Origin of the sequence: Actinomadura geliboluensis (assembly GCF_005889745.1) — a bacterium.
Classification (GTDB): Bacteria; Actinomycetota; Actinomycetes; order Streptosporangiales; family Streptosporangiaceae; genus Spirillospora; species Spirillospora geliboluensis.
On the sequence record NZ_VCKZ01000269.1, the window covers coordinates 1 to 13360 of the forward strand.

Genomic DNA, 13360 nt, shown 5'->3' on the forward strand with positions numbered 1-13360 from the left:
CCCCCAGCACCGGCTGCACATGATCGTCTATTTGACGCACACAGTACCGAGAGTGTTCGTCCCGTTCTGCGTCTTCCGACGCACAGCCGGCACCCGAGCGCGGCCGGTGCACCGCCTCATTCGCGGGCGGCGAGGAGCGTCGTCGGGGACGGCCGGGTCGCGGCCATCGCGGTCAACGCGCCGGCCGCGGTGGTGATGGCGAGGGACGCCACGACGAGCAGGCCGAAGAGCGTCCACGGCACGGCGAGGATGCGCACGCCGCCCGGCCCCGGGTGGAAGCCCGCCAGCGCCGCCGCCGCGACCAGGGCCCCGAGGAGCAAGCCGATCACCGTCACCGCCGCCGCCTCGACGGCGGCCATGACGACGACCTGCCGCCGCCTCAGCCCGGTGGCGCGGGCGACGGCGAACTCACCGCGGCGCTCGGCGGCGGCGATCACGACGGCGTTGACGACCGCGATCGCGGCGTACAGGCCGGACATCCCCATCAGCACGGCCATGATCCCCATGGTTCCGCGCTGCTGCTCGGCCACCCTGGCGTCGGCCCACCGGCCCACGGTCCGCACCTCGCCGAGGCCGGCGGCGCGGATCCGGTCGGCGACCGCCTCCGGCGACGTGCCGGGCGCGACCCGGACCATGGTCTCGGTCGGCGCGTCCGCGAGCATCGCGGCGGGGACGAGGTCGCGCGGCACCAGGAAGGTGTCGCGTAGTGCCTGCTCACCTCGTGCAGTTGCACCGGCGGAGGCGGAGGCGGGTGGTTCATCGCAGGGCGTCCAGGTCGATGCCGCGCGCCAGGGCCTGGTAGCCCGCGTCGTTGGGGTGCAGGCCGTCCTCGTACACGTAGGCCAGGCGTGGACGGTCAGGGTCGGCGGGGTCGGCCATGATGCGGTCGGCGTCCAGGACCGCGTCGTACTCGCCGCTGGTGCGGATCCAGTGGTTGACGGCGTCGCGCTCCTTCTCCACCTGCGGCGTCCACACCGGGAACAGCGCGCCCTTCATCGGCAGGATGGTCGTCCCGACGACCTTGAGGCCGCGCGCATGGGCCGCGCGGATCAGCTGCCGCTGGGCCGCGATGACCTGCCGGGCGGTCGACGGCCCGCCCGGCACCAGGCACGGGTCGCCCGGAGTGTCGCGGATGTCGTTGGCGCCGAGGTGCACGATGACCGACCGGACGCCCGGCCGGGCCAGGACGTCGCGGGCGAACCGGGCGGTGGCCTTGTCGCCGCTGCACGCCGAGTCGTACCGCAGCCGGTTCCCGCCGATCCCCGCGTTGACGACGCCGAGCGGGCGGCGGGCGGCGGCAAGCCGCTCCGCGAGCGCGTCCGGGAGCCGCGCGTCGGCGCCGGGGGACGCGCCGACGCCGTCGACGAGCGAGTCGCCGAAGGCCACCACGGAGCCGGTACCGGCGGTGCCGCCGGTCACGTCGACGCCGGCCAGGTAGTAGAGCGCGTCGGTGGTCTCGGTGTAGGCGTCCGAACCGATGTCGGACAGATGGTCGCCGGGCGCCCGGTAGGCGGGCGCGGTGGTGAAGCGGTGGAAGGTCGCCGGCCCCGTGGCGCCCGTGAAGCGGAGCGTGACGGCCAGCTTCTCCAGCGGCGCCGTGGTGAGCGGCACCGGATCGCTGACGAGTTCCCGGCCCGGCGGGACGGTGGCGGAGCGCCCGCCGCCGAACGTCAGCGCGGTCGCGGTGCCCGGCCACACCTTGGCGCCGCCTCCCGACCGGCCGACCGCACCGGCGGCGACCCGCAGCGGGGCCGTCCCGTAGCGGTTCGACAGCCGGATCCGGATCCGCGTGCCGCCCGTGCTCAGCCGGACGACCTGCCGCAGCGAGTGGTCGCCGAACCCCGCCGTCGACCAGTTCGGCCCGTCGTCCTCGCCGGCGGCGAGGGGGCGCTGCATCGCCGTCCCCCAGCTCTGGGACCAGCTCGCGGACGGCGCGGCGACCGGTCGCGCCGACGCCTCGGGACCGCCGGGAAGCGGGGGCACGAGCCCGGCGACCAGCACCATGCCGGTCATGCCGGCCAGGGGAAGGATCATGCGTGCGGAAGGCTTTCGTCTCATGCCTCGATCCCACCGCCGCGGCACCCCGCGCCACATCACGGCAGGCCCCCGACTTCGGGGTATGCCCAGCACTACCCGGACTCCGCACCCGGACGGCTCGGCTACCGTACGCCTGTGCCGACCGACCCGCCGCCGACCGCGATGGCCGCGATGGGGCGGCGCCGATTCCTGCTGACGGGCTGGCCCTGGCGCGCCACGGCGTTCGCGCTGTCCACCGCGCCGGTCGCCCTCGCCGCGTGGGTGCCGCTGGCCGTGCCCGCGCTGCTGTGGCTCCTGGCGGCCTCACCCGGCGCCGGCCTGGGCGAGCGGGCGTTCCTCCTCGTCCTCGGCGCCCTGCTCGCCGCCGTGCTCGGGCCGCCGATCACGCTGCCGCTGGCCCGGCTGGAGCGGCGGCGCCTGCGGCTGGTGGACGCCCGTCCGGCACGGTCGGGCCACCGGCGCCCGCCCGCCCCCGGCTTCGGCCCGTGGCTGCGCACGCGCTGCGCCGAACCGGCGACCTGGCGCGAACTCGGCTACTTCCTGGTGGTGGCGCTGATCGTCCCGGTGCTCTACGCCGCGCTGCTCGCCGTGCTGGCGTTCCAGTTCGGCGCCGCCGCCGCGCCGCTGATCCTGCTGGGCGGGGACGGGCCGATGGCACTCGGGCCGGTGAAGGTCGCCGCCCCGGCGGACGCGCTCCCGTACGCGATCGCCGCGCTCGCGCTGCTGCCCGCCGTCCCCTACCTGCTCGCGCTCGTCGCGGGCGCGCAGGCCGCCCTCGCCCGGACGCTCCTCCAGGACGGCTCCGGCGGACGGCTCCACGCCGAGCTGGTCGAGGTCGAGCGCTCCCGCGCCCGGCTGGTGGACGCGTTCGACGCCGAGCGCCGCCGCATCGAGCGCGACCTGCACGACGGCGCCCAGCAGCGGCTCGTCTCGCTCACCATGAAGCTCGGGCTCGCCCGCATGGACCTGCCGCCCGGCTCCCCCGCGGCCGAGGGCGTGGCGGACGCCCACCGGGAGGCCAAGCAGCTCATGGCCGAGTTGCGCGAACTCATCCACGGCATCCACCCCCGCGTGCTCACCGACCGGGGGCTGGCGGCGGCGCTGGGCGAGCTGGCCGACCGGTCGACGCTCCCGGTCGAGGTCGACGCCGACCTGCCCGGCAGGCCCCCGCGCCACGTGGAGGGCACCGCCTACTTCGCCGCCGCCGAGGCGCTCACCAACGCCGCCAAGCACAGCGGCGCCGCACGCGCCGCGGTGACCGCGCGGTGGGACGGCGGCGTCCTCACCGTGGAGGTCGCCGACGACGGCGCGGGCGGCGCCGACCCTCGCCTCGGCACCGGGCTGACCGGCCTCGCCGACCGGGTCGCGGTGATCGACGGCAGACTGCTGGTGTCGAGCCCCGCCGGGGGGCCGACCGTCGTCCGTGTGGAGCTTCCGTGCAGCCTGAGCGCACCGCCGTCCGCGTAGTCCTCGCCGAGGACGGCGCCCTCCTGCGGGAGGGCCTCGCCGGCCTGCTGGCGAGGTTCGGGTTCGAGGTGGCCGCCGCCGTGGGCGACGCCGAGGCGCTGCTCGCGGCCGTCGCCGAGCACCGCCCGGACCTGGTCGTCACCGACATCCGGATGCCGCCGGGCTTCTCCGACGAGGGCCTGCGCGCCGCCGTCGCGCTGCGCCGCGCCGACCCGGACCTCGCGGTCGTGGCGCTCAGCCAGTACGTCGAGCTGAGCTACTCCGCCGACCTGCTGGACTCAGGGACGGGCCGCCGCGTCGGCTACCTGCTCAAGGACCGGGTGGTGGACGTCGCCGACTTCGCCGACGCACTGCGCCGGGTCGTGGACGGCGGCACCGTGGTGGACCCGCAGGTCGTCCGGCAGCTCATCCGCCGGCGGCGGGACCCGCTCGGCGAGCTGTCCCCGCGCGAGCGCGAGGTGCTCGCGCTCATCGCCGAGGGCTGCTCCAACGCCGCCATCGCCCGGCGGCTCGTCGTCACGGAGGCGACGGTGGGCAAGCACGTCCGCGGCATCCTCGCCAAGCTCGACCTGCCGCAGACCGACGACACCCACCGCAGGGTCCTCGCCGTGCTCGCCTACCTGCGCGGCCGCGACGCCGGGTGACCGCGCGGCGGCTCAGGGGGCCATCGTCTCCCAGATGCGGACGAGCTGCTCGCAGACCTCGGTGATGTCGGTGATCGGGAGCTTGCCGGTCTCGCCGGTGCGGGCGCACCAGCGGAAGGTCGCCGACTCGCACCAGACGGTCAGGTCGCCCTGGCCGGACAGGACGGAGACGCCGAGCTCGTCGCCCGGGACGAGGTCGTGCACACCGCGCTGGACGAGCAGCGCGTGCAGGTCCCGCACGGCGTGCGGGCCGTCCATGCGCCAGTTGTGCCGGTGGCGGCGCGCGGTGCGCGGCAGGGGCAGCGCGAACCAGGTCGCCTTCCCCCGGACGGCCGGCGACCGGAGCCGGGAGCGGGTCGGGTGGTGCCCCCAGCGGCCGCCGGTCAGCAGCTCGATGATCTCCAGGCCGCGGCCGTGTTCGAGCATCGGCCCGGCGGGCGCCTGCGGGCGCCAGGCGCGCAGCGTGTCGAACGCCTTGATGACCAGCTCGTCGGCGCCGCGCCCGTCCGCGCGCTGGTAGACCCAGAGTTCGGCGCCGGACGGGCCGTCGCCGGGGGTCGCGTGCTGTAAGACGTTCGTGGCCAGCTCGCTGACCATGAGCGTGATGTCGTCGACGTCCTGGACGGCGAGCCCGAGCACGGGCAGCAGGCCGGTGACGTGCGCGCGGGCGACCCGCGCGATCGTGTCGTCCCCGGGCAGGGGCAGTGCCGCGCAGCCGCCGTTCTCCAGCCTCCACGGAATCCCGCACGTCGCTGCGGCCTTCGTCATGACGCCCACCTCGGGTGGTCTTGGGAGACATTCGCAATTCAGACATTCGCGACCTGAACCTCAGAGGTTCGCAAGTCGCTATGTGTGAATCACAGATACAAGCTTCGCACATTTCTGGCCGCCGGACGCGGAACATCGCAAGGATCATGCGGCGACAGTTGAGACGTTCACCGATGCGCCCTTAAGCGCACAAACCACGTTCATGTTCGGGACGGCGGGAACGTACCGGCGGCCCCGGGACGGGCGGCGCCCGCCGCTGTAGCGTGGACGGCGCCTGAGAGAGGGCCGCACACATGAAGATCCCCCAGGGGTGCAGCCCTGGGGGATCATGTGTGCGGCCCGGTCAGGGCCCGTTCCGCGTGCTAGCGGTCGTACCGGCCGGCCCGCACGTCGCCGAGGAACGCGGCGAAGACCGAGCGGGGGACGACGTGCGCCCCCGCCTCGGGCGTCCTGCTGTCGCGCAGCCCGGTCGCGGTGCCGAGGTCGGCGACCTCGACGCATCCGCCGTTGCTGCTCGCGCTCGCGGCGGCCTTGAACCACCGTGCCTGAGAGAGGTCCATTTCACTCCAGCGTCGCGATGAGTTTCTCCAGGTGCTTCGCGGTGTCGGCGGGGCTCAGCGCCGCCCCGCGGATCTGCTCGAAGATCTCGTCATACGCCTCCACTCTGCTCGGGTCGTCGATCTCCTGGATGTCGGCGTCGTTCTCGAGGAACACCATGGACGGCTCCCCGCAGGGGAACCGGAAGATGTTGACCAGCGTCGACATGCCCGGATGCAGGCCGTCGGCGAAGCGCAGCAGCCGCATCTCGACGTTCGGCCTGGCGGACATGGCGAGCAGGTGGCGCAGCTGGGCGCGCCGGTCGCCGGGGTCGCCCCACTCGTACATCAGGGACGCCTCGGTGAGGATCGCGGTCAGCTGCGGCGCCGTGCCGTCGTCGCGGTCGAGGATCTGCTGGCGCCGCAGCCGGGCCCGCAGCGCCTGCTCCCGCCACTCCGGCGTCCGCGTCCCGGACGTGAGCAGCGCCTGCATGTACGGCAGGGTCTGCAGCAGGCCGGGCAGCACCAGCGGCATGACCACCCGGATGCTCGACGCGTCCCCCTCGTAGCCGGGGAACTCGTTGTCGAAGACGTCCGGGTAGTCACGCCACCAGGCCCGCTTCCGGGCGCGCGTCGCGAGTTCCTCGAGCTCGTCGAGGTCGCTGCCCTCGTAGATGCGCGCCAGGTCGCGGATGTCACTGAGCTCGGGCCGAACCCAGTTGTTGGCCTCGAACCGGCCGACCTTGCCCCGTCCCCAGTTCAGCCGGTCGCAGACCTGGTTGGCCGTGTATCCGGCCGCGACGCGCAGGTCCCGAAGGCGGCGCGCCAGCCCCCGCTTGGCAATGGTGGCGCCGTACGCCTCACTCATCGGCGCCACCTCCCTTGACATACGGCCGCCATCAGCATACGCCTTCCGAATTTGTGAATCACAGATCTGGCCGGATGAGGAAGTGCTTCACGAATCGCGGTCACGGGACGGTCCTCGCGATGCGGCCCTCACGATGCGGCGCGGTCGAACTCGCCCTTCCTCACACCGTCCAGGAAGCAGGCCCATTCGTGCTGGTCGAACACCGAGATCAGGTCGCCGGACGTGCGCAAAAGGGTCCATTCTCCGACAAAAGCGACTTCGATTCCGCCCTCGTCGCTCTCCGAGCGCTGCCAGTCGAGGGCGTCCGGATCGACGCCCAGCTCCGCCGCGGTCGGCTTCCTCATGCCGGCTTCCTCGCCACAGCGCAGTAGCCCAGCTGTGAGCCATCACTATCGGCCTCGTCAGGGTCCTCGGCGCCCCAGACACCGAGATGGCACAACTCCGCGGGCGCCCCCTCGTACGGCGGGACGATCTCCAGCCCGGCGAAGAACCGCTCGATCTCCGCGCGGGGCCGCGGGTAGGCGCCGCCGGACGACGACCTGGCGTACACCGCGGTCACCTGGTCCAGCTCCTCGCTCACCTGGCGGTCGCTGCTGATCGCGGACAGCGCCACATAGCTGCCCGGCGCGAGCCGGCTCACGTACCGCTGCACGACCCCCCACGGGTCGTCCTCGTCCGGGACGAAGTGGGTCACCGTCACCAGCAGCAGCGCCACCGGCTCGGTGAAATCGATCATCGCGGTGGTCTCCTCGTGCCCGAGCAGGCCGTCCGGGTCGCGGAAGTCCGCCGTGATGAACGCCGTCCCCGCCACGCCCTCCAGCAAGGACTTCGCGTGGATCTCGACCAGCGGGTCGTTGTCGACGTACAGGATCCGCGCGTCGGGGGCGACCTTCTGCACCGCGTCGTGGGTGTTGTTGCCCGTCGGCAGGCCGGCGCCGACGTCGATGAACTGCCGGACGCCCTGCTGGGCCAGCCACCGCACCGAGCGCTGGAGGAACCCGCGGTTCGCCCACGCGGCGTCCTCCAGGTCGGGCATGTGCTCGCGGACCTTCTTCACGGCCTCGCGGTCGACCGTGAAGTTGGCCGAGCCGCCGAGGATGTAGTCGTACATTCGGGCCGGGCTGGGGATCGTGCTGTCCACCCCGGGTGGAGCCTGTTCGATGTCGCTCATCGCTTGGCCTCCATTGCCGCATCTTGTGATGCACGAATTATGAAGCAATTGGTCAAGACGAGGCGATGTCCCGGCCGGGCCCGCACCGGGCCGGCGGGGGTTCGGCGGCGCTCGCCTGGGCATCACCCGCCGAAGGGCCGAAAGGGGGGAACGACCATGAAGACCGCACCTGACCTCGCGTTGCGCCAGCTCACCATGCAATTCGTCGGCAATGCGACGACCCTGCTGCGCTGCGGGCCGTTCACGCTGCTGACCGACCCGAACTTCCTGCACCGCGGGCAGCGCGCCTATCTCGGGTTCGGGCTCACGTCCAAGCGGCTGACCGAGCCCGCCCTGCGGATCGAGGAACTGCCGCGGCTGGACGGCGTCGTCCTGTCCCACCTGCACGGCGACCACTGGGACCGGGTCGCCCGCGCGAAGCTCGACCGGGGCCTGCCGATCGTCACGACACCGCACGCCGCCCGCCGGCTCCAGGGCTGGCACCGCTTCCGGCACGCGGTCGGGCTGCGCACCTGGGAGACGCACACGATGGTGAAGGACGGCGCGCTGCTCCGCATCACCTCGATGCCCGGACGGCACGCGCCCGGCGCGGCCCGCATGCTGCTGCCCCCGGTCATGGGCAGCCTCCTGGAGTTCGGTCCGGCCACCGGCGACGTGCAGTTCCGCCTCTACATCACGGGCGACACGCTGATGTTCGACGGGATCCAGCAGATCGCCCGCCGTACCCGCGACATCGACCTCGCCGTCCTGCACCTGGGCGGGACCAAGCTGCCCGGCGGGCTCATCGTCACGATGGACGCCACCCAGGGCGCCGACCTGTTCGAGACGATCCGTCCCGCAAGGGCGGTGCCCGTCCACTACAACGACTACAGCGTTTTCAGCTCGCCCCTGGACGACTTCCGCCGCGAGATGGAACTCCGAGGCTTCGGCGACCAGGCGACCTATGTCGAACCGGGCCAGACCCACACATTCACTCAGCAGACCGCCTGACGCGGCTCAGCGGCGCTCACGTCTGCGCATGGCGTGGGCCAGGCGCAGCGGGAAGAGCGCCACGAGCGGGGCGCGGCGGCCCAGGTCGTCGGTGTCCTTCTTGTCGAAGGCTCGGGCGTAGCGCCGCGCCTCGGACGCGGTCCCGTACTCCTTCGAGCCGCCGGCACCGCAGCCGCGCGCGCACGTCCAGCGCATGGTGGCGCCTTCGGCCGTGAAGCGGAAGTCGTGCCCGAAGAAGCGGCAGGTCGGCATCGGTCATGCCTCCGGGTTCGCGTCGTGGTTCTCGGGCGGCCCGTACCGGTTGCTCGCGAGGGGGCGCGCCCGTCCCTCGTGGACGGCCTCGCGCAGCGCGGCGCGGAACCGTCCGGGACCCCAGTAGCGCGCGCCGACCACCTCGGCGAGCCGGGTGCGGCCGATCGGCCCGTGCTCGGCGAGCGCCTGCGCGATGGCGGTGACCTCGCGGTCCAGCGCGTGGTCGGCGGCGGCCGTCCAGTCGGCCGACCGGCCGAACATCATGCCCGGCGAGGAGAAGGTCTGCCCCGGGCCCGGGAGGAACCGGCGCAGGCCCGCGCGGCGCTCCCGCTCGCGGCGCAGGACGCGGGCGCGGATGCGCTCGTCGCGCTCGCGCGCCGCCCGCTCCCGGTCCGCCGCCTCGGCGCGCTCCCGCTCGGCCTGCGCGGCCGTGCCCGACTCCGCGGCCAGCGACTCGGCGGCGGAGCGGTGCTGCGCGGCCTCCATCCGGTCGGCGGCGGACTCGGCCCGCATCCGGTGGACGGCGGCCCGCCGCTCGTGCGCGCCGGCCCCCTCCTCGTCGCCGTCGGCGCGGGCCGCGTGGGCGAGCGCCAGCTCGGTGTGCATGCGCTCCCATTCGGTGTAGGTCTGGGCCTGCTCCAGCACGATCTCGGCCTCGGTCCCGTCGAGCCCGGCGGCGCGCCCGCGGGCCTCGGCGGCCATCGCCCGCTGCTCGCCGGCCCGCGCCCGCTCGTCCGCCGCGGCGGCCAGCGCCGCGTGCAGCGCGGAGTCCTCCTCGTTCTCCGCGGCGAGGGCCTCGACCCGCTCGCGGAGCGCGCGGGCCCGCTCGCCGGCCGCCTCGGCGCGGCCCAGGGCGCTCGCCCGCTCGGTGTCGTCGCGGGCGCGCTCGGCGTTGGCCCGCTCCTCGTGGGCGGTGGCCTCCTCGGTGAGGCGTTCGGCGTCCCACTCGGCGATCTGCGCGAGGACCTCCTCGACGCGGAGCCGTTCGAGGGAGGCGGCGTCCCCCTCGGCCGCGTACGGCCGCAGCTCGTGGACGGCGGCGCGGTGCTCGGCGGCGCGCGCCCGCCCCTCCTCGGCGTGCCGCCGGGCCTCCAGCGCCGGCCGGTTCGCCTTCTCGCCGCCGCTCGCCGCCGGGGCCTTCTCGGACGGTTCGCCCTCCGCCTCCTCCGCGGTGAGCGGCCGGGCGATGGCCTCCAGCGACGCCTGCTCGGCGCGGACGCCGAAGACCAGCTCGGCGACGCCGCCGAGCGCCATGATCACGGCGCCGATGAAGAACCCGATCGCGACCTTCTCCGCGGCGCCGCTGTCGATCAGGTTGCCGAACAGGAGCGGGCCGGTGATGCCGCCCGCGGCGGTGCCGATCGCGTAGAAGAACGCGATGGCGAGGGCGCGGGTCTCCATCGGGAAGATCTCGCTGACCGTCAGGTAGGCGGAGCTGGCGCCGGCGGAGGCGAAGAAGAACGTCACCGACACCAGCGCGATGAACGTCCAGCTCGACAGCGCCCCGGTCACCAGGAACGCCCCGAGCAGGCAGGTCAGCGCGGCGGAGATGAAGTACGTCCCGGAGATCATCGGCTTGCGGCCGACGGTGTCGAACATCCGCCCGAGCAGCAGCGGGCCGAGGAAGTTGCCGAACGCGAACAGCGCGATGAAGTACGGCACCGCCCCGGACGCGACGTCGAAGTACTTGCTCAGGATCGTGCCGAGGTCGAACGTCACCGCGTTGTAGAGGAACGCCTGCCCGACGAACAGCGCGAACCCGAGCGTCGCCCGCTTCGGGTAGACCTTGACCGCGACCTGCGCGATCTCCCGGAACGGGATGGCCCGGCGCTGCCGCACCGTGATGCTCTCGCCCGGCTCGGCGAGGTCGCGGCCGGTCTCCGCGCGGACCTCGCCCTCGATGCGGTCGACGATCCGCTCGGCGTCCTCCTGGCGGCCGTGGATGAACAGCCAGCGCGGGCTCTCCGGCACGTGCCGCCGGACGATCATGATCGCGAGGCCGAGCACGCCGCCGATCCCGAACGCCAGCCGCCAGCCGAGGTCCTGCGCGAAGAAGGAGGTGTCGAGCAGCAGCAGCGCGGCCAGCGCGCCGAGCCCGGACCCCACCCAGTAGCTGCCGTTGATCGCGAGGTCGACGCGGCCGCGGGCGCGGGCCGGGATCAGCTCGTCGATGGCCGAGTTGATCGCCGCGTACTCGCCGCCGATGCCCATCCCGGTGACGAACCGGCAGGCGAAGAAGTACCAGGGCGCGAAGGCGAACGCGGTCGCCACCGTCGCGGCGACGTAGACGGCCAGCGTGAGGATGAACAGCTTCTTGCGGCCGAACCGGTCGGTGAGCTGGCCGAAGAACAGCGCCCCGAGGCACGCGCCCGCGACGTAGATCGCCGCCGCGAGCCCGATGTCGGACGGGGTCATCGCGATGCCGCTGCCCGGCTCGGTGAGCCGCGCGGCGACGGAGCCGACGATGGTGACCTCGAGGCCGTCGAGGATCCAGACGGTGCCCAGGCCGACGACGATCATCCAGTGGAACCGCGACCACGGCAGCCGGTCCAGCCGTGCCGGGACGCGCGTGGTGATCGTGCCCAACCGTGCGTCGGCGGTCATGCGCAGGCCCTTCCTCGCCGGAGCGGCGGTCGCCCAGTTGATCAGCGGTAGGGCTACCCGTCACCCGGTCGTCACACCTCGCCGCGCCCGGCGGCGCGCGCATAACCCGGGAAAAGCACCGCCCGATATCCGGAATGCCACCACAAAGCGGTATCGGCCCACCGAGATCGCCCGGACTGGCTAATCTCGGCGCATGACCGGCACCTCCCCCGCGAACGAGCCGTCCGGCGACCGTCCGGCCATCGACTCCTCCGTCCCGCACACCGCGCGGGTCTGGAACTACTGGCTCGGCGGCAAGGACAACTACATCGTCGACCGGGAGCTCGGCGACCAGATCCAGGCGGTCATCCCCGACATCGTCGCCTCGGCCCGCGCCGACCGCGGGTTCCTCGGCCGCGCCGTCGCCCACCTGGCCGGGGAGGCCGGCATCCGGCAGTTCCTGGACCTCGGGACGGGCCTGCCCACCGCGGGCAACACCCACGAGGTCGCGCAGGGCATCGCGCCGGAGTCCCGCATCGTGTACGTCGACAACGACCCGCTGGTGCTCACGCACGCGCACGCCCTGCTGACGTCCACCCCCGAGGGCGCCACCGACTACATCGAGGCGGACGCGCGCGACCCGGAGACCGTCCTGGAGCGGGCGTCGGCGACGCTCGACTTCTCCCGGCCGGTCGCGATCATGATGCTGGGCATCCTGAACTTCATCCCCGGCGAGGACGAGGCGCAGCGGGTCGTGGACCGGCTGCTCGCCGCCGTCCCGTCCGGCAGCCACCTGGCGATCGCCCACCCGACCGGGGAGGTCGAGGGCGAGGCCGCGCAGCAGGCGGTCGACATGAGCAACCAGGCCGGGGTCGCGACGATGCGGCTGCGCAGCCGCGCGGAGTTGGAGCGCTTCTTCGCCGGGCTGGACCTGCTGGAGCCGGGCGTCGTGTCGTGCTCGCAGTGGCGCCCGGCGGTCAGCGGCCTCGACGGGCCGCCCAAGCCGGTCTACCAGTTCTGCGGACTCGGCCGGAAGCCCTAGTCACACGGATCGGCCGGGCGCCTCAGCCGCGGACCGGCCGGACCATGACGACGACCGGGTGGCCGGTGTCCGCCTCCGGCTTGCGCTCCCGCTCCTCGAACCCCATCCGCTCGTAGAAGCCGCGGGCCTTGGCGTTGGCCTCGAACACTTCGAGCCGCACCTCGCCGCGCAGCGCCGCCGCGTGCTCCACGAGCGCGCGGCCGGCGCCGTGCCCCTGCGCGTCCGGGTGGACGAACAGGCCGCCGATCTCGTCGCCGAGCAGGCCGAGCAGCCCGATGACGGTGCCGGACGCGTCCTCCGCGACCCAGTTCTCGGCCATGCGCAGGTAGACCTCCCGGACCTTGCGGGCGCGCTCGCCCTCCCCCTCCCCCTCGACGAACGGGTGCGCGAGCTTGGACGCCCGCGACCACAGGTCCATCACCGCGTCCTCGTCGGACGGGCGGTAGGGGCGAATGAGCAGTCCCGTGTCCATCCAGCGCACCCTAACCGACCGCCGCGGGCGGGACGCACGGGCGGACTCTCCGCCCGCCGTGATCCCGGCCGCACCGGTCGTCTCGGCCGCGGTGGTCAGCGGATGGTGCGCCGGTACGTCCCGAACGGTCCGTCCTCGTCGGGGTCGCCGGGCGCGGGCCCGGCGGCCTCGGCGACGTCCAGGCGGGTGTGGAGGCCGGTGACGTGCAGGACGCGCAGCACCTTCGGCTGCGGGCGGCGCAGGCAGAGCCCGTGCCCGCGCCCGGTCATCTCCTTGTGCGCCCACACGAACACGGCCAGGCCGCTGGAGTCGGCGAAGCTCAGGCCGGACAGGTCCAGCAGCAGCCGGTGCGGATCGTGCGCGGCGATCACCGCCGCGATGTGCCGGCGGAGCGGTTCGGAGCCGGCGACGTCGAGCTCGCCCTCCAGGAGCAGCTCGACGGTCGTCCCGTCGAGGCGGGTGCCGACGCTCAGCAGCGGCGTCCCGTCGGGGCAGGTGAGGCCGATCTCGGCGGGCGGGTCGGGCGCGGT

The 13360-nt window shown here is 73.7% G+C and carries 15 protein-coding genes; 4 read left to right on the plus strand and 11 right to left on the minus strand.

Annotation, left to right across the window (positions count from 1 at the left end):
* Positions 1 to 116: 116 nt before the first annotated feature.
* Positions 117 to 689 carry an FtsX-like permease family protein gene (locus ETD96_RS29760; RefSeq protein WP_138639812.1) on the minus strand — a complete coding sequence of 191 codons (573 nt, stop codon included), beginning with the start codon at positions 687 to 689 and terminating at the stop codon, positions 117 to 119.
* A 67-nt stretch (positions 690 to 756) separates the two neighbouring features.
* Complete coding sequence (locus ETD96_RS29765; RefSeq protein WP_205719514.1) at positions 757 to 2034, minus strand: SGNH/GDSL hydrolase family protein; 1278 nt, start codon at positions 2032 to 2034, stop codon at positions 757 to 759.
* A gap of 138 nt (positions 2035 to 2172) precedes the next feature.
* Here ETD96_RS29765 and ETD96_RS29770 point away from each other — a divergent pair, with 138 nt between their 5' ends.
* Complete coding sequence (locus ETD96_RS29770) at positions 2173 to 3504, plus strand: sensor histidine kinase (protein WP_240808320.1); 1332 nt, start codon at positions 2173 to 2175, stop codon at positions 3502 to 3504.
* The gene (locus ETD96_RS29775; RefSeq protein ID WP_138639813.1) at positions 3474 to 4148 is read left to right on the plus strand and encodes a response regulator; all 675 of its coding nucleotides are present in this window, start codon (positions 3474 to 3476) and stop codon (positions 4146 to 4148) included. Before ETD96_RS29770 ends, ETD96_RS29775 begins: the two co-directional genes overlap by 31 nt.
* Positions 4149 to 4160: 12 nt before the next feature.
* On the opposite strand, the gene ETD96_RS29780 is transcribed toward ETD96_RS29775, so the two are convergent.
* The 5 genes from ETD96_RS29780 to ETD96_RS29800 form a co-directional block, all read right to left on the minus strand.
* The gene (locus ETD96_RS29780) at positions 4161 to 4916 is read right to left on the minus strand and encodes an ATP-binding protein (protein ID WP_138639814.1); all 756 of its coding nucleotides are present in this window, start codon (positions 4914 to 4916) and stop codon (positions 4161 to 4163) included.
* Between the two features lie 362 nt (positions 4917 to 5278).
* A complete protein-coding gene (locus tag ETD96_RS29785; protein ID WP_138639815.1) occupies positions 5279 to 5476 on the minus strand; it encodes a DUF397 domain-containing protein in 198 nt (65 codons plus the stop codon).
* Position 5477: 1 nt separating this feature from the next.
* Positions 5478 to 6320, minus strand: coding sequence for a helix-turn-helix domain-containing protein (locus ETD96_RS29790; protein WP_171069295.1), 843 nt, complete (start codon positions 6318 to 6320; stop codon positions 5478 to 5480).
* A gap of 128 nt (positions 6321 to 6448) precedes the next feature.
* Positions 6449 to 6664, minus strand: a complete 216-nt coding sequence (locus tag ETD96_RS29795) for a DUF397 domain-containing protein (protein ID WP_138639817.1) — start codon at positions 6662 to 6664, stop codon at positions 6449 to 6451.
* Complete coding sequence (locus ETD96_RS29800) at positions 6661 to 7491, minus strand: SAM-dependent methyltransferase (protein ID WP_138639818.1); 831 nt, start codon at positions 7489 to 7491, stop codon at positions 6661 to 6663. Before ETD96_RS29800 ends, ETD96_RS29795 begins: the two co-directional genes overlap by 4 nt.
* Positions 7492 to 7647: 156 nt before the next feature.
* Here ETD96_RS29800 and ETD96_RS29805 point away from each other — a divergent pair, with 156 nt between their 5' ends.
* Positions 7648 to 8481: an MBL fold metallo-hydrolase gene (locus ETD96_RS29805; protein ID WP_138639819.1), complete on the plus strand. Its 834-nt coding sequence runs from the start codon at positions 7648 to 7650 to the stop codon at positions 8479 to 8481.
* Positions 8482 to 8487: 6 nt separating this feature from the next.
* Here the strand turns inward: ETD96_RS29805 and ETD96_RS29810 are convergent, their stop codons facing one another.
* Together ETD96_RS29810 and ETD96_RS29815 are read right to left on the minus strand one after the other, a co-directional pair.
* Complete coding sequence (locus ETD96_RS29810) at positions 8488 to 8733, minus strand: hypothetical protein (protein ID WP_138639820.1); 246 nt, start codon at positions 8731 to 8733, stop codon at positions 8488 to 8490.
* 3 nt (positions 8734 to 8736) lie between these two features.
* Positions 8737 to 11337, minus strand: coding sequence for an MFS transporter (locus ETD96_RS29815; RefSeq protein WP_138639821.1), 2601 nt, complete (start codon positions 11335 to 11337; stop codon positions 8737 to 8739).
* A gap of 193 nt (positions 11338 to 11530) precedes the next feature.
* Here ETD96_RS29815 and ETD96_RS29820 point away from each other — a divergent pair, with 193 nt between their 5' ends.
* A complete protein-coding gene (locus ETD96_RS29820) occupies positions 11531 to 12358 on the plus strand; it encodes an SAM-dependent methyltransferase (protein WP_138639822.1) in 828 nt (275 codons plus the stop codon).
* Positions 12359 to 12380: 22 nt separating this feature from the next.
* On the opposite strand, the gene ETD96_RS29825 is transcribed toward ETD96_RS29820, so the two are convergent.
* Positions 12381 to 12830, minus strand: a complete 450-nt coding sequence (locus tag ETD96_RS29825) for a GNAT family N-acetyltransferase (protein WP_171069296.1) — start codon at positions 12828 to 12830, stop codon at positions 12381 to 12383.
* A 95-nt stretch (positions 12831 to 12925) separates the two neighbouring features.
* Positions 12926 to 13360: STAS domain-containing protein (locus tag ETD96_RS29830; RefSeq protein ID WP_138639823.1), on the minus strand; the 435-nt coding region annotated here is incomplete at its 5' end.